Here is a 22,009-nt window from a genome sequence, read left to right on the forward strand (position 1 = left end):
CGGCCGTCAGCAGACGATCCGGCCGCTTGCGCGCAGCACGTGGCGGCGCCGCGCATTGCGGTACCAGCCGCCAATGAATGGCAGCAGCGCCAAACGGCGCAAGATGGGGTGACGCTGGTCGAAGTCGTGCCAGGCCTTGAAGCCATGGCCCATGCGCTCCCAGCTCTGACGAGCCTCGGGCGTAAGTTTGCCGGGGTCGAACGCCGCCAGCTTTGCTGCTTCCGAAACGCGAGCCAACAAGGCTCCGCCCGGGTGTTCCAATCGATACTGATTCCGCATGGGGCCGCATATTACCCGGCTTGACGGGCCTGTGGAGGACATTGAAACGCGTGCGCAAAACACGCAAATGGAGCCACCTTTGACCGCCCCATCCAAGCCCTTGTAATTAAAGGAAAATGCGGAACTATGCCCGCACTATCCCAAGGCTTGTCCACAGAAGCTGTGGGTAACTTTCGCGCTTTACTTCAGCGCGGTCGTGATCATGTCGCGCACGCTTTCGAAGCCGGCCACGTATTGCGGGTTCTCGGAACGGGCCAACAGGCTGGAGTAGTTCTGCTCCAACTGGGCTTCGATTGCTTCACGCAACCCGGGCGACGCCTTCACCAGATGCAGCATCGACAGCAGCGTCGAATTCAGCGCGTCGATGCGGCCGCCCTGGTGCGAAATGGTGTGGACGATGACGGCGATTTGTTCTTGGATATCCATGGCTAAGCCTCCTGGCATTGATAGTCGGCGCAAATCCTAGCATGACGCTTGCGGCCGCCCCAACGCCGCTAGGCAAGCGCCACGCACCGCGCTAGCATCAAGCGTAGCCGCTGGGGCACCGCGGCGCACGCCACCGGCCGCCACCCGCGGCGCCGGGGCTATCGGAGCGCGCTCATGAAGACGATCCAAGACTATGCACCCCCGGACGCCCAATCCCTGCAGCGCTTGCAGGACAAACTGGGTTTCAGCGACGCGCGCATGGCGGAGCTGGCCGGGCTGGACGCCGCCACGCCATGGCCCAGTTACGTGGGCGGCCCTGAACCCCGTGGACTGGGCCGGCAGCGCCTGTTCTACATGATGGCCCGCCTGACGCTGGATGAAAGGCAATGGCAACAGGTGCTGGACGCCATGCGCGAAGCCGGCGCCCACTTCAGTTACGAAGATCCCTTGGCGGACGCCGCGCCGCCTGCGCCTGAGCCCGTGGCGGACGAAGAGCGCAAATTCGGCATGCTGCTGGTCAGCCGGAATGGCGCGTTCCACGAAATGGAGCAGTTGCGCGAGTTCGCGCACTTCGCCCACGAGGCCGACGTCAGCCGCTTCGTGAACTCGGTGTTCTACGACAGCGATATCGACCTGTGCCGCTTTCGCTTTGCCGACCACGACGGACTGGACGACGCCAGCCGCGACCGCATTTTCGACGCCGCGCACAAAACCATCACGCGCTTCGAATTTGATGGCCGCATCTATCACGGCGGCATCCCGCCCGAATCAGACGGTTAACGTGGCCCTGCCGCAGAAATGCGGCCGTATCGCATTGACGCCGTTGCATCGCACTGAAACGGCCGTCATGCAATGACGGGCCCGTATCGCATTGACGCGGGCTGGTCCGCGCCTGTACCGTCGGCACTCTGCTTTCGCCACCCGCCTTCCGCATGAACGAACGACTCGACGACATCGACCGGCAACTGCTCAGCCTGCTCTCGGCCAACGCGCGCGAGCCCGCGGCGATCCTTGCGCGCAAGCTTGGGCTGGCCCGCACAACCGTCGTTGCGCGCATCGCCCGCCTGGAGCGTGAGCACATCGTGTCGGGTTACGGCGTGCGCCTGGGCCGCCGCCTGGAAGAAGCCGCGGTACGCGCGTATTGCTTCATCAGCGTGCTGCCCAAGACGCCCGCGGCGGTGATCCGCGAACTGGAGCGCATGCCGGAAGTGGAAGAAGTGTCGTCCGTCAGCGGGCCGTATGACTACCTGATCTTCCTGCGTTGCGAAACGCATGAACAGCTGGATGACTTGCTCGACCGCATCGGCCTGATCGACGGCGTGAAGCAAACGCAGACGTCGATCGTGCTGAGCCGCAAGGTGGACCGCCGCAGCGCCGTCGCCGCCCCCTGAGGCGCAGTCGCCGCTGCTTAAGGCGCAGTCGCCGCAGCTTAAGGCGCGGCCTCCGCAGCTTAAGGCGCAGTCTCCGCAGCTTAAGGCGCGGCCTCCGCTCCCTAACGTGCCGTCGCCGCTCCTTCAAGCGCCATCTGCCCGGCTGCCCAGACGAACCCGCCTGAAGCGGCCCGTCTTTTCTCCCGGCCCGACATGGTGTTGTAATGGCGGATAACGTGATTTCTGGACGCCCCATGCTTGCACGCCTTGCCCCCGCCGCCGCCTTGCTCACCTTGCTAACTGCCTGTTCCAGCATGAGCGAGGTCACGCCCGTCGACAAGAACACGTACACCGTCACCTATAGCTCGGGCACGCAGTTGCTGACCTGGGTTGAGCTCAAGAACCAGACGCTGCAGCGCGCCGACCAGTACTGCACCTCCATCGGCCGCAAGATGCAAAAGCCGAAAGTGACGTCCAACCATGCGACGGGCCTGGGTTCCAAGCGCGCCACCGTGACGTTCGAATGCGGCGTCATCGACCCGCCCAAGGAACCCAAATCGTGAACGCTTCGTTGCCCGTGGGCATCACCATGGGCGATGCCGCCGGCATCGGCCCCGAAATTGTCGTCAAGGCCTATGCACAAGGGCTGAGCGCACCCTGCGTGGTGTATGGCGATGCGGGCGCATTGCGCCGCGCAGCCGCCCAGCTGGGCGCGCGTTTGGATATTGTGGAAATCAGCGATGTGGCTCAGGCAGAACCCGATGCCAGCCGCATTCACGTCGTAGCCTGTAGCCCCGCGCTGCCCGCCGACCTGCCTTTGGGACAGATCAGCGCCGCCGCCGGACGCGGCGCCTACGACTACGTGTGCGCCGCCATCGATGATGCGCAGGCCGGCCRCATCCGGGCGATTGTCACCGCTCCGCTGAACAAGAAGTCCATGCACGAGGCCGGTATCGACTACCCCGGCCACACCGAGATCCTGGCCGAGCGATCCGCCACGCAGGACTTCGCGATGATGCTGGCCAACGATGAGTTGCGCGTCTTGCTGGTGACCATCCACGTGGCGTTGGCCGACGTTATCGCCCGCATCACGCCCGAGGCCGAACTGACCGCCATGCGCCTGGCCGACCGCGCGTGCCGGCAGATGGGCATCGCGGCCCCGCGCGTGGCCGTGGCCGGCCTGAACCCGCATGCGGGCGAAGGCGGCAAGTTCGGCCGCGAAGACATCGACATCATCGAACCCGCCATCGCACGCGCCCGCGCCGAAGGTATCGACGCCAGCGGCCCCTGGCCCGGCGACACGATCTTCATGCGCGCCCGCCGCGGCGAATTCGACATCGTCGTGGCTCAGTACCACGACCAGGGCCTGATTCCGGTGAAATACCTGGGGCTGGACCACGGCGTGAATGTCACGGTGGGGCTGCCGTTTGTGCGCACCAGCGTCGACCACGGCACGGCCTTCGACATCGCCGGGCGCGGCATCGCCGATCAGGCGTCGCTGGTCGCGGCCTTTGATCTTGCGCTGGCGATGACGCCTTAGCCCGCGCAACGCCCGGCGGCTTCGGCTCCGGGCGATAGCGGGACTACAATACGCCCCGTTTCCGGCGCCTGCTGCGCGCCGCCGCTTTCCGTCTGCTCCCCTACCCCTTCCATGTCACGCCTTGTCCGCCTTCTGCCCGACCGCTTCACCCTCTACCTGATCTGCACCGTCATCATCGCCAGCATCGTGCCCGCGCACGGCCAAGGCGTGGTGATCTTCGGCTGGATCACCAATATTGCGGTCGGCCTGCTGTTCTTCCTGCACGGGGCGCGTTTGTCCCGCGAGGCCATCATTGCCGGCCTGACGCACTGGAAGCTGCACCTGACGATCTTCTCCGCCACGTTCCTGATGTTTCCGCTGCTGGGCCTGGCGCTCAAGCCGGTTTTGGAACCGCTGGTGACGCCCGAGCTGTACCTGGGCATCCTGTTCCTATGCTGCCTGCCCGCCACCGTGCAATCGGCCATCGCGTTCACGTCGATGGCGCGCGGCAACGTGCCCGCCGCCGTGTGCAGCGCGTCCGCCTCGAGCCTGCTGGGCATCTTCCTGACCCCGCTGCTCGTGGGCACGGTCGTGGCCAATGCGGGCAGCGCGCCGATCTCGTTCGATGCCGTCGGCAAGATCATGCTGCAACTGCTGCTGCCGTTCGTGCTGGGCCAGTTCGCCCGCCGCTGGATTGGCGCCTGGGTGCACAAGCGCAAGGCAATGCTGAAGTTTGTCGACCAGGGTTCGATCCTGCTGGTCGTCTACACGGCCTTCTCCGAAGCCATCAATGAAGGCCTGTGGAGCACCACGCCGATCCCGGCGCTGGTTGGCCTGGTGGTGTGCTGCGCCGTGATCCTGGCGTTGGCGCTGGGCCTGTCGGCATTGGCTGGCAAGATGTTTGGCTTCAGTATCGAAGACCGCATCACGCTGCTGTTCTGCGGTTCGAAGAAAAGCCTGGCCAGCGGCATTCCGATGGCGCAGGTGCTGTTTGCCGGCCACGCCGTGGGCGCCATCGTGCTGCCGCTGATGCTGTTCCATCAGATCCAGTTGATGGTGTGCGGCGTGCTGGCCGCGCGTTACGGCAAGCGTCCCGAAATCGAAGGCTGACGCCTGCCGCCACACAAAAAAAACCGCGCCATGAAGCGCGGTTTTTTTATGCCTGCCTGCGGCGGATCAGTACATATCGCGCGGCTGCGCACCCGAGAAGTTCAGGAAGCGCGTGCTGGAGCCCTGGAAGGTCAGGCGCACCGTGCCGATCGGCCCGTTACGCTGCTTGCCGATGATGATCTCGGCCGTGCCCTTGTCCGGGGAATCGGGGTTGTAGACCTCGTCGCGATAGATGAACAGGATCACGTCGGCGTCCTGTTCGATAGCGCCGGATTCGCGCAAGTCGCTCATCACGGGACGCTTGTTGGGGCGCTGTTCCAGGCTTCGGTTCAGCTGCGACAACGCGATCAGCGGGCAATTCAGTTCCTTCGCCAAGCCCTTTAGCGAACGGCTGATTTCCGACACTTCGGTCGCCCGGTTTTCACCCGAGCCGTTACCCGACATCAGTTGCAGGTAGTCGATGATGATCAGGCCCAGCTGGCCACATTGGCGCGCAAGGCGGCGGGTGCGCGCACGCACTTCCATCGGGCTCAGGGCGGGCGTTTCGTCAATGTAGACCTGCGCATCCTGCATGAGCTGCACGGCGTGCGTCACACGGGGCCAGTCATCTGCGATGAGCTTGCCGGTACGCATGCGGTGCTGGTCCAGCAACCCCACCGAACCCAACATACGCATGGCCAGCTGCACCGCGCCCATTTCCATCGAGAACACGGCAACCGGCAGGCCCTGTTCGATGGCCACGTGTTCGCCGATGTTCATCGAGAACGAGGTCTTGCCCATGGACGGGCGCCCGGCCACGATGATCAAGTCACCGCCCTGCATGCCGGATGTCATCTTGTCCAGGTCGGTGAAGCCCGTCGGCACCCCGGTCACGTCAGACGTGCCTTCGCGGTGATAGAGCTCGTCGATGCGTTCCACCACCTGGGTCAACAGCGGTTGAATTTCCTGGAAACCGGCGGCGCCGCGCGAGCCTTCCTGCGCGATCTTGAAGACCTTGGATTCTGCTTCGTCCAGCAGTTGGCGCGCTTCCTTGCCCTGCGGGTTCAAGGCGGCCGACGAGATCTCGTCGGCAATCGACACCAGCTTGCGCAGCATGGCGCGCTCGCGCACGATTTCGGCGTAGCGGCGAATGTTCGCGGCCGACGGCGTGTTGTGCGCCAGCGCGTTCAAATAGGCCAGGCCGCCGGAATCTTCGGCCTTGCCGGCACTGATCAGCGATTCATTGACGGTGATGACGTCGGCGGGACGCGCCAGCCCGATCAGGCGGGCAATGTGGTGCCAGATCAGACGGTGATCGTGGCGGTAGAAGTCTTCTTCGACCAGCACGTCGGCGATGCGGTCCCACGCGGTGTTGTCCAGCAGCAGGCCGCCCAACACCGATTGTTCCGCCTCAATGGAATGGGGAGGAACGCGCAGGTATTCAAGCTGGGGATCGGCAGGTGTGTTCATGACTTCAATAGTAATGGCTGCAGGATGTCCGCAACGCGGAAAAATCCTTGGACGTCGCGCGACGGCAGGCGGCGCAACAGGGGACGCAGGGGCGTCGCCAGACCGCAGAGGATACGCGCCAGGCGGGTCAGCCGCGCTTTGACCTCGGGGTCGGGGTTGCTCTCAAGATACACGTCGAGGGCCAGTGTACCCAGGGTCACGGACACGTCGGCCGGCAATTTACGCAGGGACGCAAGAGACGACAGCATCTGGAAAAGATCGTACGCCTGGGCCAGCGGGCGGGACAGCGTCGAGCCAATGTTTTCTTCGAAATCAATGCGCCACAACTCGCCGTCGCGCAAGGTGACGTTGCGGATCTGTGCACCACCGTGCCACATCCCGCGGGCGTGAAACGCCGCCAAGTCAGTGGCGGCAGCGCGCGTCAGCCACAGCTGCGACGTGGAATCTTCGTTGCGGATCAGGTCCGCCAGATCCTCGCCCACGTATTCCAGCACCAGCAGGCCCTGCTCTTGCCACCACACTTCCGGGACGCGGCAACCGGCCTGCAACAGCGTCGACAGGCGCGCGGCCTCGTGGGTCAGTCCATTCTTCAACAACACGCCAGGGCGCGGAAATTCGCCCAGGAACAGCTTGCAGCCCACGCCCAGCAAGAAGGCCCGCACGTAACGCAGCGCATAGCTGACGCCGCGGACAAAGCTTGGCCGGCGGCGCTTGATGATGCAGCGAACCCCATCGATCGTCACGTCGCGCACCGAAGGTTCACGCAACGCATCCACGCTGTCGAGCCAGGCGCGCAGGCCGGGCGGCGCATTGTGATGAACGGGCGGCTGAGTCAAGGGGTCCTCTGAGGAAAGCAAGGGAGTGCTTCAAGCGGGGCGCGCAAAGGCAATGCGCGATGGCGCCCGGGCAAAAAGAAAAAAAGCCGGCGCGCGGGCCGGCTTCTTTTTACTGCGGGTACCGGCTTAGGACAGTTCGCCTTCAACCAGAACCGTGACGTCGACGACTACGTCAGCGTGCAGGGCGACCTGGATCGGGAACTCGCCAACCGACTTCAGCTGGCCGTTGGGCAGACGCACTTGCGCCTTTTCAACGCCTTCGAAACCGGCCTTCTTCAGCGCTTCAGCGATGTCGGCGTTGGTGACCGAGCCGAACAGACGGCCGTCAACACCAGCCTTCTGAACGATCTTCAGTTGGTAACCAGCGACGCGTTCGCCCAGAGCTTGGGAAGCGGCCAGCTTTTCAGCTTGGGCCTTTTCCAGCTCGGCGCGGCGGGCTTCGAATTCCTTCAGAGCGGCGTCGGTAGCACGACGGGCCTTGCGCTGGGGGATCAGGAAGTTGCGGGCGTAACCATCACGCACGCGCACGACTTCACCCAGGTTGCCCAGGTTGACGACTTTTTCGAGCAGAATAACTTGCATTTTCAGTGCCCCGGATTAGTTGTGGTTGTCGGTGTAAGGCAACAGAGCCAGGAAGCGCGCGCGCTTGATGGCGGTGTCCAGCTGGCGCTGGTAGATTGCCTTGGTGCCGGTCAGACGAGCCGGGATGATCTTGCCGTTTTCTTGCACGAAGTCGCGCAGGGTGTCCAGATCCTTGTAGTCGATCTCTTCGACGCCGGCTGCGGTGAAGCGGCAGAACTTACGACGCTTGAAGAGCGGGTTCTGCTGCGTGAATTTGCGTTTTTCTTTGCGTTTTCCGAAGAAAGCCATGATATGTGCCTCTATGTTTGAGGGGACTGGGCGGTTATCGATAACCGGGTCCAACTCCCCATAACCTATCCGTATTCAGAAGGCGCTTTCGCACCTGTTGCTCAACCCTTTCAAGCCACCTGCGGATCGCGTCCTGCGCTACCGCTGACCTTGCGTGCCTGCTGCAAATGCAGCTTGATCTTCACCGAGTCTTTGCGCGCGGGAGCCAAAAACCCCTGCACCAGCAATTCAGACCCTAAAGCGGTGTTCTTCAACAGCAACGCCAGATCGCCCAGTGCCACAGCCGTAATCGTCAATTCGACACGGCGCGGGTGGCCGGCTTCGATGACTTCCGACTCATGCGCCAGCACCATTTCCAGTGCAGGCAGTCCGGCGGGAGTGTGGCGCAAAGGCTCGCATTCGAGAACGCGGGCGCTGAGTTCCAGCTGATTCATCCTGCCAGGCACCGAGGGGACTTCATGGGATGAGCTCTGCGTGAGCCCTGCTTACTCGGCCTGAGCCGGGGCAGCTTCTGCCGAAGCCTTACGGGCTTCTTCACGCTCGACCGACTTCATCATGATCGAGGGCGTGGTCTGGGCTTTCTTGGTCTTGATGACCAGGTGGCGCAGAACGGCGTCGTTGTAGCGGAACGAGTGTTCCAGCTCATCCAGCGTGGCTTGGCCGCACTCGATGTTCAGGCAAACGTAGTGAGCCTTGACGAGCTTCTGGATCGGGTAGGCCAGTTGGCGGCGACCCCAGTCTTCCAGGCGGTGAACCGAGCCGCCTTGGCCCGTGACCAGCGCTTGGTAACGTTCGACCATGGCGGGCACTTGCTCGCTTTGGTCGGGGTGAACGATAAACACTACTTCGTAGTGACGCATGAGTAAAACTCCTTGAGGATGTCTCGCTGGCCTGGCGTCCCGAACCCGTGCTTTCCATCATGGGTTTTTGCAATACGCTTAAAAAGCAGTGCCGCGCTTTTCAGCGCTTTGCTTTTTAGCTCGCCTTTCAGCGCGCTTTTAAGCTCGCTATTCAGCGCATTACATAGGATGCTCTAGGCCCGCAAGGGGCAGCCCGCTACCCAAAAACCATGGGCGGTCGAGCAAGAAAGCCCTCGATTATTACCGATTGAGTGTCAGGGCGCAAGCGAGCTGGGCGTCAGGAAATCAGGGACGGGCTATTTTCGCCGCCCTGCCCCGCCGGCTGCGGCTGATCGGCAACACCAATTTCCTGGGGCCGGTTCACCACGCTGACCATCACATAGCTGATGATCATCAGCAGGAACCACGAACCGAGCTTGGCGATCGACACCCATTGCCAGACATGCGTCTGGTTGGGATAGCGCCAGGCGTTGGCGAAGGTGCCGATGTTTTCGGCGAACCAGATGAACAAAGCCACCAGCACGAAGCCCAACAGCAAGGGCATGCGGCGATAAACGCGCCAGATCCGGAAATACACCCAGGTGCGCGCGAACAGCACCGCGGTCAGCGCGAACAGCACCCACCGGAAATCCATGATGAAGTGGTGCGCGAAGAAATTCACGTAGATCAGCACCGACAACGCCACCGTGGCAGCCATGGGGGGATGCGCGCGAAAACGGAAATCGAACAAGCGCCAGACGCGGGCCAGGTAGCTGCCCACCGCGGCGTACATGAAACCGGTAAAGAGCGGCACGCCGCCAATACGCAGCACGCTGGCTTCGGGGTAGATCCAGGAACCGGCCGCGGTTTTGAAGAGCTCCATGCCGGTGCCGACCACATGAAACATCAAAATCACGCGCGCTTCGCTCCAGGTTTCCATGCGCAGCGCCAGCAACAGGGCTTGAATGCCTAGCGCCGCAATTGTCAGGAAATCGTAGCGGGCCAGCAGCGCATCCTTGGGATACCACCAGTGCGTGCCCAACAGCAGCGCGCACATCAGCCCGCCGAACAGGCAGGCCCAGGCTTGCTTGACGCCAAAGCGGAAAAATTCGTAGAGCGCCACGCCAAAACGGCCGCGGCCGGCCAAATGATTGGCCAGCCGCGATTCCCACGTTTGCAGCGCCGCGATAAGCGGCCAGTCACTGGCCGCCGGATGGCTCACGGAACGCTCAGCCTTCCACGACGGCGTAGGCCGAGTGGTTGTGGATCGATTCGAAGTTTTCGGCCTCGACGCGATAACGGGCGATGCCGGGATGCGCATTCAGGCGGGCAGCCACGTCACGCACCAAGTCTTCGACGAACTTGGGATTGTCGTAAGCGCGTTCGGTGACGTACTTTTCGTCGGGGCGCTTGAGCAGGCCCCACAGTTCGCACGACCCTTCCTCTTCGATCAGGCGGATCACGCCGTCCATGCTGATGTCGCCGTCCAGAATGGCCGACACCGTGACGTGCGAACGCTGGTTATGCGCGCCGTATTCCGAGATGGCCTTCGAGCACGGACAGAGGCTGGTGACGGGCACCTGCACGACCAGCTCAAATTCCACGCCATCATTCTGCGCGCGGGCGATCCACTGAACTTCGTAGTCCAGCAGGCTTTGCACGCCGGAAATCGGGGCCGACTTGTTGATGAAGTACGGGAAGGCGGCCGTGATGTCGCCGCGTTCGGCGTGCAGCAGCGGCAGCATGTCAGCGGCCATGGCGCGGAACAGTGCCGGCGTCATGGGGGTGCTGCGGTACTTTTCCAGCAGCGCCACGAAGCGGGACATGTGCGTCCCCTTTTCTTCGGGCGGCAGCGCCACGGTCAGCGTCCAGTTGGCCACGGTGCCTTGGGGCGAGCCGTCGCCGCTTTCAATCAGCATGGGGTGGCGCACGCCACGGATGCCCACGCGCTGGATCGGGATGTGCCGGGTGTCCGCCGAACTCTGGACGTCGGGCATCACGATGGCGGGGTCGATCGGAGAATTCATTTCAGCGTACCTGTCTAGGCAATCAGTCGCTCGCGCTCGGCCTAGGAAACTTTGAGAGAGGGCCATTATCGCCCAAACCCCCGCCTGCGCCAGGGAAAACCCTTCTATTCGTAGGTTGGCGGGGCCGGAACAGTGTGTTTCAGATTCCGGACGAAAGCCGCGCCTTCGTCCGGGCTCGCGGTATGCGTTTACGCCAGCAGATCGGCGTAGCGCGTGCGAATCGATTGCTCGATACCGGCGGCGTCCAAGCCCACGCCGGCCAACAGGGCCGACTGCTCGCCGTGGTCAATGAAGACATCCGGCAGACCCAATTGCAGCACCGGAATCTGTACGCCGGCGGCGCTCAGCACTTCCAGCACGGCGCTACCCGCCCCCCCCATGATGGAGGCGTCTTCAATCGTGACCAGCGCGTCGTGGCGGCTGGCCAGGTCCAGAATCAATTCGCGGTCGATGGGCTTCACGAAGCGCATGTCCGCCACCGTGGCGTCCAGCTTGCCGGCTGCGGCCAACGCCGGCTGCACCAGCGTGCCGAAGCCCAGGATGGCAATCTTCTTGCCCTCGCGGCGCACGATGCCGCGGCCAAGCTCAACGGTACCCAGGCCAGCGTCTTCCACCGCGCCACAGCCCGCACCGCGCGGATAGCGCACCGATGCCGGGCCCGGGTACTGATAACAGGTCGACAACAGCAAGCGCGTTTCGCTTTCGTCGGACGGCGTGGCGACGACCATGTTCGGCACGCAACGCAAGAAAGCGGTGTCGTAGTTACCGGCATGCGTGGCGCCGTCAGCGCCGACGATGCCCGCGCGGTCCAGCGCGAAAGTCACATCCAGGTTCTGCAGGGCGACGTCATGGATGAACTGGTCATAGCCGCGCTGCATGAACGTGGAGTAGATGGCAACGACGGGCTTCTGCCCTTCGCAGGCAACGCCCGCGGCGAACGTCACGGCGTGCTGCTCGGCGATGCCCACGTCGAAATAACGCAGCGGGAAACGCTTTTCAAATTCCACCAGGCCGCTGCCTTCGCGCATGGCGGGGGTGATGGCGACCAGGCGCGAATCCGCTTCAGCCATGTCGCACAGCCACTTGCCGAACACCTGCGTGAAGGTGCGCTTGCCGGGCGCCTTGGACTGCTGGATGCCGACGGCGGGGTCGAACTTGCCGGGACCGTGATACAGCACCGGGTCGGCTTCGGCCAGCTTGTAGCCTTGGCCCTTCTTGGTCACCACATGCAGGAACTGCAAGCCTTGCAGCGCCTTCAGGTTTTGCAAGGTGGGCACCAGCGCGTCCAGGTCGTGGCCGTCGATGGGGCCGACGTAATTGAAGCCGAACTCTTCGAACAACGTGGCCGGCGTGACCATGCCCTTGGCGTGCTCTTCGAAGCGGCGAGCCAGTTCCAGCACCGGCGGCACGTGCTGCAGGACGGCGCGGCCCACGTTCTTGGCCGTAGCGTAGAAGCGGCCCGACATCAGGCGCGCCAGGTAGCGGTTCAGCGCCCCCACCGGCGGCGAGATCGACATGTCGTTGTCGTTCAGGATCACCAGCAGATTGATGTTGGGCGTGACACCCGCATTGTTCATGGCCTCGAACGCCATGCCGGCGGACATCGCGCCGTCGCCAATGATGGCGATGTGCTGGCGCTGCACGCCCGCATTGCGCGAGGCCACCGCCATGCCCAGCGCAGCCGAGATGGACGTTGACGAGTGCGCGGTGCCAAAGGCGTCGTATTCGGATTCGCTGCGCTTGGGAAAGCCCGAGATGCCGCCCTGCTGGCGCAGCTTGGCCATGCCGGCGCGGCGGCCCGTCAGGATCTTGTGCGGATAGGACTGGTGGCCCACGTCCCAGACGATGCGGTCATGCGGCGTGTCGAACACCTGATGCAAGGCCAGCGTGAGCTCGACCGTGCCCAGGTTGGACGACAGGTGCCCGCCCGTTTTGGATACCGACTCCAGCACGAAGCCGCGCAGCTCGTCAGCAAGCTTTTTCAGCTCGCGACGATCCAGGCGCTTGAGGTCTGCCGGGGATTGAATGCGGTCCAATAAATCAGTCGTCATGCTTTTATGGGGTTCGTTGGCCCGGCCTGGACTCAGGCCGGGCTAGTCACGGATCAGCGGTCTCGAAGGACGATGAAATCGGCCAGTTGCGCCAGGCGCAAGCCGGCGTCGCCCAGCGGTTCCAGCGCCGCCAGCGCGGCCACACGCAATTCTTCGGCAAACGCGCGCGCTTCGGACAGGCCCAGGAGCGACACGTATGTGGGCTTGTTCTCCGCCGCGTCCTTGCCCGGCGTCTTGCCCAGGCTGGCCGTATCGGCGGTGACGTCAAGAATATCGTCCACCACCTGGAACGCCAGACCCATGGCTTGCGCGTACGCGTCCAAGGCCTGACGCGAGGCCGAGCTGGCGCCGGCCACGATGCCGCCCAGCGCAACGCTGCACGCGAGCATAGCGCCGGTCTTCATGCTGTGCATGGTCTGGAGCTCATCGCGCGACAGCGAATGGCCGACGCTGAGCAGGTCAATTGCCTGACCGCCCGCCATACCCTGGCTGCCGGCGGCGCGCGCCAGCGATTGGGTGGCCTGCACGATCAGCGCGGGCGCAATCGGCATGGACGCCAACAGGTCAAACGCCAGCGGTTGCAAGGCGTCGCCCGCCAACATGGCGGTGGCTTCGTCGAATTGCACGTGCGTGGTGGGCCGGCCGCGGCGCAGCGTGTCGTCGTCCATGCAAGGCAGGTCGTCGTGCACCAGCGAATAGGCGTGAATCAGTTCCACCGCCGCCGCCGCACGGTCCAGCGAGGCCTCGATGGCCAGCACGCTGCCGCTGACGGGGCAGGCTTGCCCCGCGGCGTAAACCATGGCGGCGCGCACGCGCTTGCCACCGCCAAGCACGGCGTAGCGCATGGCTTCATGCAGACGGACGGGCAGCACATCCGCGGGGGGCATCAGGTCATCCAGCACGTCTTCGACATGCCGCACACGACCGTGCAACCACTCCGCGAAGGGGAGTTGAGTTTGCTTCATCGGATTCTTATTCGTCATCCAGCGCCGCCGGGTCCAGCGGGCGCAGCAGGTCGCCTTCCAGAACCTTGACCTGCTGTTCGGCCTGCGCCAGGCGTTCCTGGCAGACGCGCGTCAAGGCAACGCCGCGCCGGTAGGCAGTCAGCGATTGCTCAAGCGGCAACGAGCCGTCTTCCATGGCCGCAACCAACGATTCCAATTCGGCCAGGGCCGTTTCGAAATCCTGGGGCAAGGGACGGTCATCGATCTGCGGATCGGCTTGTGCGGGTGTGGCCAAACGGGTCTCCGAGGGCGCTAGGGGTGGATCAATTCGTGAATTGTACGAGATAGCCACGCCGGACCTTGATGCAGCGCAATGATCAGGCCGATGACCCCGCCAGTCCCGCAATGGCGGCCCGCAATGCCGGCCCCACGCGCGTGCGCAACTCGGCCTCGGGCAACAGGCTGGCGGGGCCGCCGCAGCTCATCACGAAGACCCCTTCGCCGGTAATGGAGGTGAACGGCACGGCGACGGCGTTGATGCCCGACTGCCACTCCCCCAGCGCGAAACAGCAGCCGGATTCCTGCAATTCGGCCCGCGCCCGCACGATGGCGTCGGCGGGCGGCGCGGCCGGGCCGAGCCTGGCCGTGACGTCATCGCAGGCGTCCACCGGCAGGCTGGCCAGATACGCGCGCCCCATGGCGCTATCCAGGCTGGCGCGATAGCCCACCGGCAGGCGCAGATACAGCGCCGACGAGCCGTGGATGGCTTCCACATAGGTCATGGCGTCGCCATCGAATGCGCCCAGCGCCACCGCGCCCCCGGTGTCACGCGCCAGGTCCGTCATGGACGACTTGGCCAGTTCGCGCACTTCCAGCCCAGCCAACAGGCCAAAGCCCAGCGCCAGCACGCCGTAGCCGGGCGAGTACTTGCCGGTGTCCGGGTGATAGCGCAGGTAGCCCAGCTCAGTCAGCGTGTACGTGATGCGGCTGATGGTGGGTTTGGGCAGGCCGGTCAGGCGCGCCAGATCCAGATTGCCCAGCGCGGTTACGCCATGGCGAAAGCAGCGCAAGACATCCAGCCCGCGCGCAAGCGCGGTGATGAAGTCGGGCGAATTGGCGCCTTCGCCCACGCCAGCCGTGCGTTTGCGGCGGGCGGGCTGGCTGAGTTCCAACGTTTCGTCGGGCTTGGCGGCGGCGTGAATGACGCGCTTGGAGTCAGAAAAAGATTGCATTTCTATTCGCTTCGTTTTTATAGTTTATTCCGAATAACAAAACTAAATTCCATATAACGGAATTTAAATCATCCAAGGAGACCTGGCAAGTTGGCGCGATGCCCCCAAAGCACCGCAGCGCAACCAAGCCAGGCCCGGCGATCCACTCATGCACGCGATTTCAAGGGGAAAAACATGATTCGCACAGGCATCAAACTGCTGGCCACCGTATTGCTCAGCGCCGCTGCATTGGGCGCGCAGGCCGACACCTACCCGGCCCGCCCGATCAAGGTCGTCTCGCCCTTCCCGGCGGGCGGCGCCACCGATGTGCTGACGCGCATCCTGGCCGAACGCATGGCCAAGACGCTGGGCCAGCCCATGATCGTCGAGAACAAGGCAGGCGCCGGCACGTCGATCGGCGCGGCATTCGTCTCGCGCGAGCAAGCGGACGGCTACACCATCCTGATGGCCACCAACTCCACGCTCGTCACGAACCGCTATCTGTATAAGGAACTGCCGTACGACCCGGACGCCTTCGCGCACATCGGCATGGTGGGCGTTGGCCCGCTAGTGCTGCTTTCCAGCCCCAAGCGCCCGTTCAACAGCACGCAGGACGTGGTCGCCTATGCCAAGCAGAACCCGGGCAAGCTGACCTTCGCCACGTTCGGCCCCGGCACCTCGTCGCACCTGGCGGGCGAACTGTTCAAGGAACGCGCCGGCATCGACATCCTGCACGTGCCCTTCAAGGGCGCAACCCAGGCTCTGCCCGCGCTGATCAGCGGCGACGTGGACCTGTTCTTCGACATGGTCGCCACCGGCATGCCGCAAGCGGACGCGGGCAAGGTCAAGGTGTTCGCCATCACCAGCCCCTCGCGCCTGGCCACGCTGCCCAAGCTGCAAACGCTGGCCGAAGAAGGCTACCCCGCCTTCGACATGACCGCCTGGTTCAGCTTCGTGGCACCCAAGGGCACGCCGGCCCCGGTACTGGAAAAGCTGCAAGCCGCGCTGACCGAAACGCTGAAGGATGAAGCCGTCAAAAAGCGCATGCTGGATATGGGGATCGATCCGCGTTCCGGCACGGCGGCTGAATTGGACAAGCAGATCAAGACCGAACAGCCCATCGTGTCGCAACTGATCAAACAGGCGAACATCGTTCTGCAATAAGCCCGCGGCGCGCTGCGCCAACGGGCAACCGGCAAACGGGCAAACGGTTTCGTGACAAATCGTTCGCGGCCTCGCCGGCCCGCGAGTTGGCGGCGTCCCACCGGGCACGCCGCCCTTTCCACCGACAGCGCCTTCACAGACCCTGTCGGTTTTTTACGCCTTGCCTAACCGCTGGATACAGAAGACGGGCGTGGGTCGCTGCTATGGTGAAGCAGCGAAACACCCAGCGGGAACCCGATGCATCAGACCGAAGACCGATACGCCCGCCTGGACGCCGCCCGCTGGCTGGCGGCCGTGGCCGTCGTGCTGCTCCATAGCGCCGCGCTGATCGTCAGCGATCCGGCCGCGTATGGCGGCGGCGCGTGGCTGGCCGCCAATCTGTACGACTCGGCGGCGCGCTGGTGCGTGCCGGTTTTCGTCATGGTCAGCGGCGCCCTGCTGCTCGACCCCCACAAGCCCCAAGACGCCCGCCAGTTCTACAGCCGCCGCATGGCGCGCATCTGCGCCCCGCTGGTGTTCTGGACCCTGTTCTATCTGGCCTGGCGCACCGGGCTCGACTGGTGGGATGACGGCCGCGTCGATTTCTCGTTCTGGCCGCGCAAGGTGGCCCAAGGCGAACCGTATTACCACCTTTGGTATCTGTACATGATCGTGGGGCTGTACCTGTTCGCCCCGCTGGCCCGCCTGCTCTACGCCCGCAGCACGCCGCGCGGCCGCGCGCTGTGGGTTGTGGGCATTCTGGGCGTGGCCATTCTGGATGCCCTGTACCGGCGCGCACTCGGCGCGCCGCACGGCTTCTTCCTGACGTGGTTCCTTCCGTACCTGGGTTACTTCGTGGCCGGCCGCCTGATTTTTGATGGCGATATGCGCATCCCCCGCCCCGGCCTGATGCTCACGGCCAGCGTCGCCGCCACCGCTTTGGGCGTCAGCCTTATGTCCAATGGCCACGCCCTGGACACTTATTTCTACGACTACTTCAGCCTGACCGTGCCATTCATGTCACTGGCGGCCTTCCAATGGATCGTGTCCTCGCCCCGTCTGCCGCGCTTGACCGCCTTGGCGCCGCTGACCTTTGGCGTCTATCTGATCCACCCCGTCTTCCTGGACATCGCGCACCGCGCGGGCGCTTTCACAGGCGGCCAACGCGACGCCTGGATAGTGCCGCTGCTGACCCTGGCGGTCTTCGCACTATCGGCCGCCAGCAGCTGGCTGATGCGCCGCCACCCCGCCACCCGAAGGCTCGTCTGAAAGACCTACGCCGCAAAGGGTTGATTCGCCTTTGTGGCGGGGCGATCATGCCCCTCTGGATCTTCACCAAGCTTCACCGATCTTCACGGGCGAGGGGGAATCCCTTGGGGTACAATTCACGGCTTATTTGATCGGCCAGACACCGATTTTTCTTCGCGCCAGCACGGATGTAGCCAAGCTCGACGTTGAGCTCAAGCGTTTGCAACGATGGTTTGCAATCACGCTGGGCTTGAACAAAAGCGCTTGGCAGAGCTCAAACCGTCCTGGCTTTTTTATCCGAGCGGAGGGAATCATGACCGACATCGGTCGGATGGCACATGTCGTGCCAGCTCGCACCCAGCTACCCGTCAGCGCTTATTTTGACGAAGCCCTCTTTGCCCGCGAGCAAGAACTCATTTTCAAGCAATCCTCACAGTACGTCGGCCATCAGAAATTGGTGCCCGACATCGGGGATTGGCGGTCGTTGGCCCAGGAAGGCGGAGGACGCGTGCTGGTTCGCAACCAGCAAGGCGTTGAACTCATCTCGAATGTCTGCCGTCATCGTCAGGCTTTGATGCTGGGCGGCGAAGCCGGCAACGTGACCGGCAACTGCAATACGCACGGCAATCTGAAGGCTACCGGCGGCAACATCGTTTGCCCGCTGCACCGTTGGACGTACAACAACCAAGGCGAGTTGTTGGGCGCGCCGCAGTTCGCCACCACGCCCTGCATGAATCTGCAGAAGTTCCGCCTGCGCGATTGCCACGGCCTGCTGTTCGAAGGCCCGCGCGATCCGGCCTCCGACATGGCCCCGCTGTTCTCGCGTCCGGAATTCAACTTCGGCGATTACGTGCTGGACCACGTTGAAGTGCATCAGTGCAACTACAACTGGAAGACGTTCATCGAGGTCTACCTCGAGGATTACCACGTGGGTCCGTTCCACCCGGGGCTGGGCCGCTTCGTCACGTGCGACGACCTGACCTGGGAATTCAACGACTGGTACAGCTTGCAGAAAGTGGGCGTGCACAATGCGCTGGCGCAGCCGGGTTCGGATGTGTACAAGCAATGGCACGACCGCCTCTTGTCGTTCCGCGATGGCGATGCACCGGACTTCGGCGCGGTCTGGGTCACGTACTTCCCGACCCACATGATCGAGCTCTATCCGCACGTGCTGGTGTTGTCCACGCTGTACCCGAAGAGCCCGCAGGAAACCATCAACGTTGTCGAGTTCTACTACCCCGAGGAAATCTCGGCGTTCGAACGCGAATTCGTTGAAGCCCAGCGCGCGGCTTACATGGAAACGGCCATCGAAGACGATGAAATCGCCGAACGCATGGACGCCGGCCGCAAGGCGCTGATGCTGCGCGGCGTGAACGAAACCGGCCCGTACCAATCACCCATGGAAGATGGCATGCAGCACTTCCACGAATGGTATCGGCGCATCATGCAAGACCTGTAATCCAGGCATTGCGGAAATAAAAAAAGGGCCTCGCTGGACAAGCGAGGCCCTTTTGCTTGGGCAAGGCTAAACGGACGATCAGTTCCGGGTCACATCCCGACCACGCCCGCCACCGTCCGTTCACCGATCGCCAGCCCCACCGTCATGCCGACGCCGGAGTGCATCACCGCAACCGTCGTGGCCGCGTCCACCGGCATCACCGAAAACGGCGCCGGCCCGTGCGCGCCATACACGCCCTGCCAGCGTTCAATCACCCGCAGGCGCGCGCCCAATGCCTGCGACGCCAAGTCCAGCATGGCGTTGTCGACCGCCTCGTCGTTGAACGGGAACGCGTCCTGCCCATAACGATGCGAGTCACCGATGATCAGTTCGCCCGTGGGCGTGGGGCTGATCAGCAGATGGATGCCGTTTTCCAGCAGCATCGGCGTGCGGGCCTGGATCACGTCACGCAGCGTCTGCGCCGTGGGCAAATCCGAAAACGCGCCGTAATGCACGCAGGACAAGCCCGTCAGCACGGGGCGGTCCAACGCGATGGGGTTCGTCTCGAACGCCGCACGCAACATCTGCAAACGCGTAACTTCCAGGTTCAGCGGCGCGAAGCGTTCGGGCAGCAGGGTCAGGTAATCGTGACCCGGGCAGACAAACACATGCTTGCCTTGGAATTCACCCGCGGTGGTGCCGACCAGGCCATTTTCCACGGCGCGCGCCAGCGTGCCCGTGATGAAAGTCACGCCCAACGATTCGGCCAGGTACGCCGTGATGGCGGGCAAGGCTTCGCGGGAATAGATTTGCAGGTCGTCATGGCCGCGCAGCGCCATGCAGTGATGCGCCAATTGCCCGCCGTACAGGCCTGCCACGTCACGCGCTGACAGCAGATCGGCGCGATAGCCTTCCTGCTTCAAACGCGTGTCCGCGAATTCCTGCAAGACAGCGGCTTCATCGGCATTGCGGGCCAGCACCAGTGCGCCATTGGCGCGCACATGAAAGCCCGCCTTGCCCGCCAGGTCCAGCCACAGTTCGCGGGCCTGCTGCGCGTGCGACAGCATCATGCCGGGCGCCTGGCCCGTCACGATGACCTGGCCGAAGTTGCGGATCGTGGCGCCGTGCGCTTGACGGCTGCGCTCGATCACCGCAACCGACAGGCCGCGCTTGGCGGCCGCCCAGGCGTGGGCGATGCCAAGCATGCCCGCGCCCACCACGATTACGTCATACGTTTTCATGGCTGGCCGCGCCTTACTTCTTCTTGGGTTCCGACTTGCCGTCGTAGCGCTTCGTCCACTCGGCGATGATGCGTTCGCGGTTCGTCGCGGCCCACACGAAGTCGTTCTTGATCATGCGCTTGGTCAGGTCGGCCGGCAGGTTGGGGTTGACCGTGGCGATGGACGGAATCGCCAGCACCGCGAAGTTGGCCTTGTACAGCTCGTTGGCTTCGCGGCTGGCCGAGAAGTCAGCCAGCTTGCGCGCGGCGTCCAGGTTCTTGGTGCCCTTCATGATGGCGGTGGCTTCCACTTCCCAGCCCAAGCCTTCCGACGGGAACACGGCTTCAACCGGTGCGCCATCGGCCTTCAGCTTGGCCGCGCGGTAGTCGAACGACACGCCGATCGGGAACTCGCCCGCGGCCGCCATGTTGCAAGGCTTCGAACCCGAGTGCGTGTACGAACCGATGTTCTTGTGCAGGGCGTCCATATAGGCCCAGCCCTTTTCTTCACCAAAGATTTGCAGCCAGGCGCTGACGTCCAGGAAGCCCGTGCCGGACGAAGCCGGGTTCGGCATGACGATCTTGCCGGCGTAGACCGGCTTGGTCAGGTCTTGCCACGACGTGGGCTTGGGCAGCTTTTGCTTTTCGGCTTCGATGGTGTTGAAGCAGATGGCGGCGGCGTAGCCGTCCATGCCCACCCACGACGGCTCGGCCTTGGCGTCGCGCATGTTGGCGGCGATCTGGCCCAGGCCCTTGGGGGCGTAGGGTTGCAGCATGCCTTCCTTGTCCATCAGGCCCAGCGCCGTGCCGGCCAGGCCCCAGATCACGTCGGCCTTGGGGTTGCTTTTTTCGGCCAGCAGCTTGGCGGCGATGATGCCGGTGGAATCACGCACCCACTGGATCTTGATGTCGGGGTTGGCCTTTTCGAATGCGGCTTGGTAGACCTTGATCTGGTCGGCTTCGAGCGCGGTGTAGACCGTCAGCGTGGTCTCGGCGGAGGCGGCGCCCATCACGCCCGTCAGGGCGGCGGCCAGTGCAAGCAGCTTGTAGCGATTCATGTGGAACTCCGTGGATGAGCGGAAAAATTGCGCAAAAAAAGGGTGAAGGTCGCCCCCACTGCCGGCGGCTGCCGGCTGCGGTGCAAGGTAAAAACAGAAAGGGAAACAGCGTCCGGCGTGGCCGGAAGAAAGCGCTAGCTCAGGGTCGTTGGCCTCGTGCCAGACGGGCTTCGATGTCGATGATGACGGCCGGCAGATCGGCCACCGTGTCGATCAGGTAATGCGGCGCAGCGGATGACAGCTCGCGGCTGGCGTCGGCGCGCACCCGATCACGGCCGGCCTCGTCCAGGCTCAGGTATTCGTCCAGCGTCAGGCCGGCGGCGTTGCCCGACAACAGCAAGCCCACCGACCACATGCCGGCGCGGCGGCCTTCTTCAATGCCGGGCGCGGTGTCGTCCACCTTGATGCAGGCGGCCACATCGGACAGCCCGAGTTCGACCACGTTCTTCAGCGCCATGGCGGGCGCGGGGCGCGCGCGCGGCACGTCGTCGCTGGCCACGATGCAATCGGGTTCCAGGCCTTCAGAGGCGGCGCGTTCAACCACGCGGCGCATCACGCTGTCCGGGTAGCCCGAGCACGAACCAATCTTCAAGCCCTTCTGGCGCAGCGCGCGCAGCAGCTCGGCCGCGCCGGGAATGGCCGCCGAATACTGCGCAACCTTCTCCATCTGCATCGGCAGAAAGCGTTCGTAGATGGCGGTCACGTCGTCGTCGGTGGGCAGGCGGCCAAACTGGGCCTGGTACTGGCTGGCGATGGCGGGCTGGTCGCAAAGCGCACGGATGTGATCCCACTTGCCCATGCCCATCGGGCCGCGGGCCTCTTTCAGCGACACCTCCATGCCGAACTGCGAAAACGCATCCACAAACACCTTGGTGGGGGCAAACGAACCGAAGTCGACCAGCGTGCCGGCCCAGTCGAAGATCACGGCTTCCAGCTGCACGGGCAAGGAAGAAACAGTCATGAGGGTCATCC

At 63.8% G+C, this 22,009-nt stretch carries 25 protein-coding genes; 8 read left to right on the forward strand and 17 right to left on the reverse strand.

Annotation, left to right across the window (positions count from 1 at the left end; genetic code table 11):
* Nucleotides 1-6: 6 nt before the first annotated feature.
* Together AC1DSJ_RS12225 and AC1DSJ_RS12230 are read right to left on the reverse strand one after the other, a co-directional pair.
* Nucleotides 7-237: a hypothetical protein gene (locus AC1DSJ_RS12225; RefSeq protein ID WP_245636340.1), complete on the reverse strand. Its 231-nt coding sequence runs from the start codon at nt 235-237 to the stop codon at nt 7-9.
* Between the two features lie 222 nt (nt 238-459).
* A complete protein-coding gene (locus AC1DSJ_RS12230; protein ID WP_054423536.1) occupies nt 460-705 on the reverse strand; it encodes a hypothetical protein in 246 nt (81 codons plus the stop codon).
* Nucleotides 706-879: 174 nt separating this feature from the next.
* Between AC1DSJ_RS12230 and AC1DSJ_RS12235 the strand changes: the two genes are divergently transcribed.
* The 5 genes from AC1DSJ_RS12235 to AC1DSJ_RS12255 all read left to right on the forward strand — a co-directional run bounded on the left by AC1DSJ_RS12235 (nt 880) and on the right by AC1DSJ_RS12255 (nt 4,704).
* Nucleotides 880-1,485, forward strand: a complete 606-nt coding sequence (locus AC1DSJ_RS12235) for a hypothetical protein (protein ID WP_441370694.1) — start codon at nt 880-882, stop codon at nt 1,483-1,485.
* 152 nt (nt 1,486-1,637) lie between these two features.
* Nucleotides 1,638-2,096, forward strand: a complete 459-nt coding sequence (locus AC1DSJ_RS12240; protein WP_050446088.1) for an Lrp/AsnC family transcriptional regulator — start codon at nt 1,638-1,640, stop codon at nt 2,094-2,096.
* A gap of 233 nt (nt 2,097-2,329) precedes the next feature.
* On the forward strand, nt 2,330-2,638 hold the full coding sequence (locus AC1DSJ_RS12245) for a hypothetical protein (protein ID WP_054423541.1): 309 nt from the start codon (nt 2,330-2,332) through the stop codon (nt 2,636-2,638).
* Nucleotides 2,635-3,615: a 4-hydroxythreonine-4-phosphate dehydrogenase PdxA gene (gene pdxA / locus AC1DSJ_RS12250; RefSeq protein WP_476760314.1), complete on the forward strand. Its 981-nt coding sequence runs from the start codon at nt 2,635-2,637 to the stop codon at nt 3,613-3,615. Before AC1DSJ_RS12245 ends, pdxA begins: the two co-directional genes overlap by 4 nt.
* 111 nt (nt 3,616-3,726) lie before the next feature.
* A complete protein-coding gene (locus AC1DSJ_RS12255; protein WP_054423545.1) occupies nt 3,727-4,704 on the forward strand; it encodes a bile acid:sodium symporter family protein in 978 nt (325 codons plus the stop codon).
* 66 nt (nt 4,705-4,770) lie between these two features.
* Here AC1DSJ_RS12255 and AC1DSJ_RS12260 read toward each other — a convergent pair whose 3' ends face one another.
* From AC1DSJ_RS12260 to AC1DSJ_RS12315, 12 genes are all read right to left on the reverse strand, one after another.
* A complete protein-coding gene (locus AC1DSJ_RS12260; protein ID WP_054423547.1) occupies nt 4,771-6,153 on the reverse strand; it encodes a replicative DNA helicase in 1,383 nt (460 codons plus the stop codon).
* Entirely contained in the window at nt 6,150-6,989 is an 840-nt protein-coding gene (locus AC1DSJ_RS12265) for a BUD32 family EKC/KEOPS complex subunit (RefSeq protein WP_441370692.1), read from the reverse strand. Before AC1DSJ_RS12265 ends, AC1DSJ_RS12260 begins: the two co-directional genes overlap by 4 nt.
* A gap of 126 nt (nt 6,990-7,115) precedes the next feature.
* Nucleotides 7,116-7,571, reverse strand: a complete 456-nt coding sequence (gene rplI, locus AC1DSJ_RS12270; RefSeq protein WP_054423552.1) for a 50S ribosomal protein L9 — start codon at nt 7,569-7,571, stop codon at nt 7,116-7,118.
* Nucleotides 7,572-7,586: 15 nt separating this feature from the next.
* A complete protein-coding gene (rpsR, locus tag AC1DSJ_RS12275) occupies nt 7,587-7,859 on the reverse strand; it encodes a 30S ribosomal protein S18 (RefSeq protein WP_006218308.1) in 273 nt (90 codons plus the stop codon).
* A gap of 110 nt (nt 7,860-7,969) precedes the next feature.
* Nucleotides 7,970-8,293 (reverse strand): primosomal replication protein N, encoded by a 324-nt coding sequence (gene priB / locus AC1DSJ_RS12280; protein WP_054423554.1) that lies wholly within the window; start codon nt 8,291-8,293, stop codon nt 7,970-7,972.
* A gap of 51 nt (nt 8,294-8,344) precedes the next feature.
* A complete protein-coding gene (rpsF, locus tag AC1DSJ_RS12285; protein ID WP_054423556.1) occupies nt 8,345-8,719 on the reverse strand; it encodes a 30S ribosomal protein S6 in 375 nt (124 codons plus the stop codon).
* Between the two features lie 277 nt (nt 8,720-8,996).
* Nucleotides 8,997-9,920, reverse strand: coding sequence for a DUF817 domain-containing protein (locus AC1DSJ_RS12290; RefSeq protein ID WP_441370691.1), 924 nt, complete (start codon nt 9,918-9,920; stop codon nt 8,997-8,999).
* 7 nt (nt 9,921-9,927) lie between these two features.
* Nucleotides 9,928-10,725 carry a GTP cyclohydrolase FolE2 gene (folE2, locus tag AC1DSJ_RS12295; protein ID WP_054423559.1) on the reverse strand — a complete coding sequence of 266 codons (798 nt, stop codon included), beginning with the start codon at nt 10,723-10,725 and terminating at the stop codon, nt 9,928-9,930.
* Between the two features lie 188 nt (nt 10,726-10,913).
* Nucleotides 10,914-12,776, reverse strand: a complete 1,863-nt coding sequence (dxs, locus tag AC1DSJ_RS12300; protein ID WP_054423560.1) for a 1-deoxy-D-xylulose-5-phosphate synthase — start codon at nt 12,774-12,776, stop codon at nt 10,914-10,916.
* A 53-nt stretch (nt 12,777-12,829) separates the two neighbouring features.
* Nucleotides 12,830-13,741 carry a polyprenyl synthetase family protein gene (locus AC1DSJ_RS12305; protein ID WP_054424643.1) on the reverse strand — a complete coding sequence of 304 codons (912 nt, stop codon included), beginning with the start codon at nt 13,739-13,741 and terminating at the stop codon, nt 12,830-12,832.
* 7 nt (nt 13,742-13,748) lie between these two features.
* Entirely contained in the window at nt 13,749-14,015 is a 267-nt protein-coding gene (locus AC1DSJ_RS12310) for an exodeoxyribonuclease VII small subunit (RefSeq protein ID WP_054423561.1), read from the reverse strand.
* An 82-nt stretch (nt 14,016-14,097) separates the two neighbouring features.
* Nucleotides 14,098-14,952 carry an IclR family transcriptional regulator gene (locus tag AC1DSJ_RS12315; RefSeq protein ID WP_441370690.1) on the reverse strand — a complete coding sequence of 285 codons (855 nt, stop codon included), beginning with the start codon at nt 14,950-14,952 and terminating at the stop codon, nt 14,098-14,100.
* A gap of 174 nt (nt 14,953-15,126) precedes the next feature.
* Between AC1DSJ_RS12315 and AC1DSJ_RS12320 the strand changes: the two genes are divergently transcribed.
* The 3 genes from AC1DSJ_RS12320 (at nt 15,127) to AC1DSJ_RS12330 (ending at nt 18,781) form a co-directional block, all read left to right on the forward strand.
* Nucleotides 15,127-16,095 carry a Bug family tripartite tricarboxylate transporter substrate binding protein gene (locus AC1DSJ_RS12320; RefSeq protein ID WP_054423569.1) on the forward strand — a complete coding sequence of 323 codons (969 nt, stop codon included), beginning with the start codon at nt 15,127-15,129 and terminating at the stop codon, nt 16,093-16,095.
* Between the two features lie 237 nt (nt 16,096-16,332).
* Nucleotides 16,333-17,343, forward strand: coding sequence for an acyltransferase (locus AC1DSJ_RS12325; RefSeq protein WP_054423571.1), 1,011 nt, complete (start codon nt 16,333-16,335; stop codon nt 17,341-17,343).
* A gap of 292 nt (nt 17,344-17,635) precedes the next feature.
* Entirely contained in the window at nt 17,636-18,781 is a 1,146-nt protein-coding gene (locus AC1DSJ_RS12330) for an aromatic ring-hydroxylating oxygenase subunit alpha (protein WP_175169704.1), read from the forward strand.
* Between the two features lie 89 nt (nt 18,782-18,870).
* Here AC1DSJ_RS12330 and AC1DSJ_RS12335 read toward each other — a convergent pair whose 3' ends face one another.
* The 3 genes from AC1DSJ_RS12335 to phnX form a co-directional block, all read right to left on the reverse strand.
* Nucleotides 18,871-20,001, reverse strand: coding sequence for a TIGR03364 family FAD-dependent oxidoreductase (locus AC1DSJ_RS12335; protein ID WP_175169703.1), 1,131 nt, complete (start codon nt 19,999-20,001; stop codon nt 18,871-18,873).
* Between the two features lie 13 nt (nt 20,002-20,014).
* Nucleotides 20,015-21,037: a putative 2-aminoethylphosphonate ABC transporter substrate-binding protein gene (locus AC1DSJ_RS12340; RefSeq protein WP_441370689.1), complete on the reverse strand. Its 1,023-nt coding sequence runs from the start codon at nt 21,035-21,037 to the stop codon at nt 20,015-20,017.
* 139 nt (nt 21,038-21,176) lie between these two features.
* Complete coding sequence (gene phnX / locus AC1DSJ_RS12345) at nt 21,177-22,007, reverse strand: phosphonoacetaldehyde hydrolase (RefSeq protein ID WP_175169701.1); 831 nt, start codon at nt 22,005-22,007, stop codon at nt 21,177-21,179.
* Nucleotides 22,008-22,009 lie beyond the last annotated feature (2 nt).

The organism is Achromobacter sp. 01N37 (assembly GCF_056399725.1).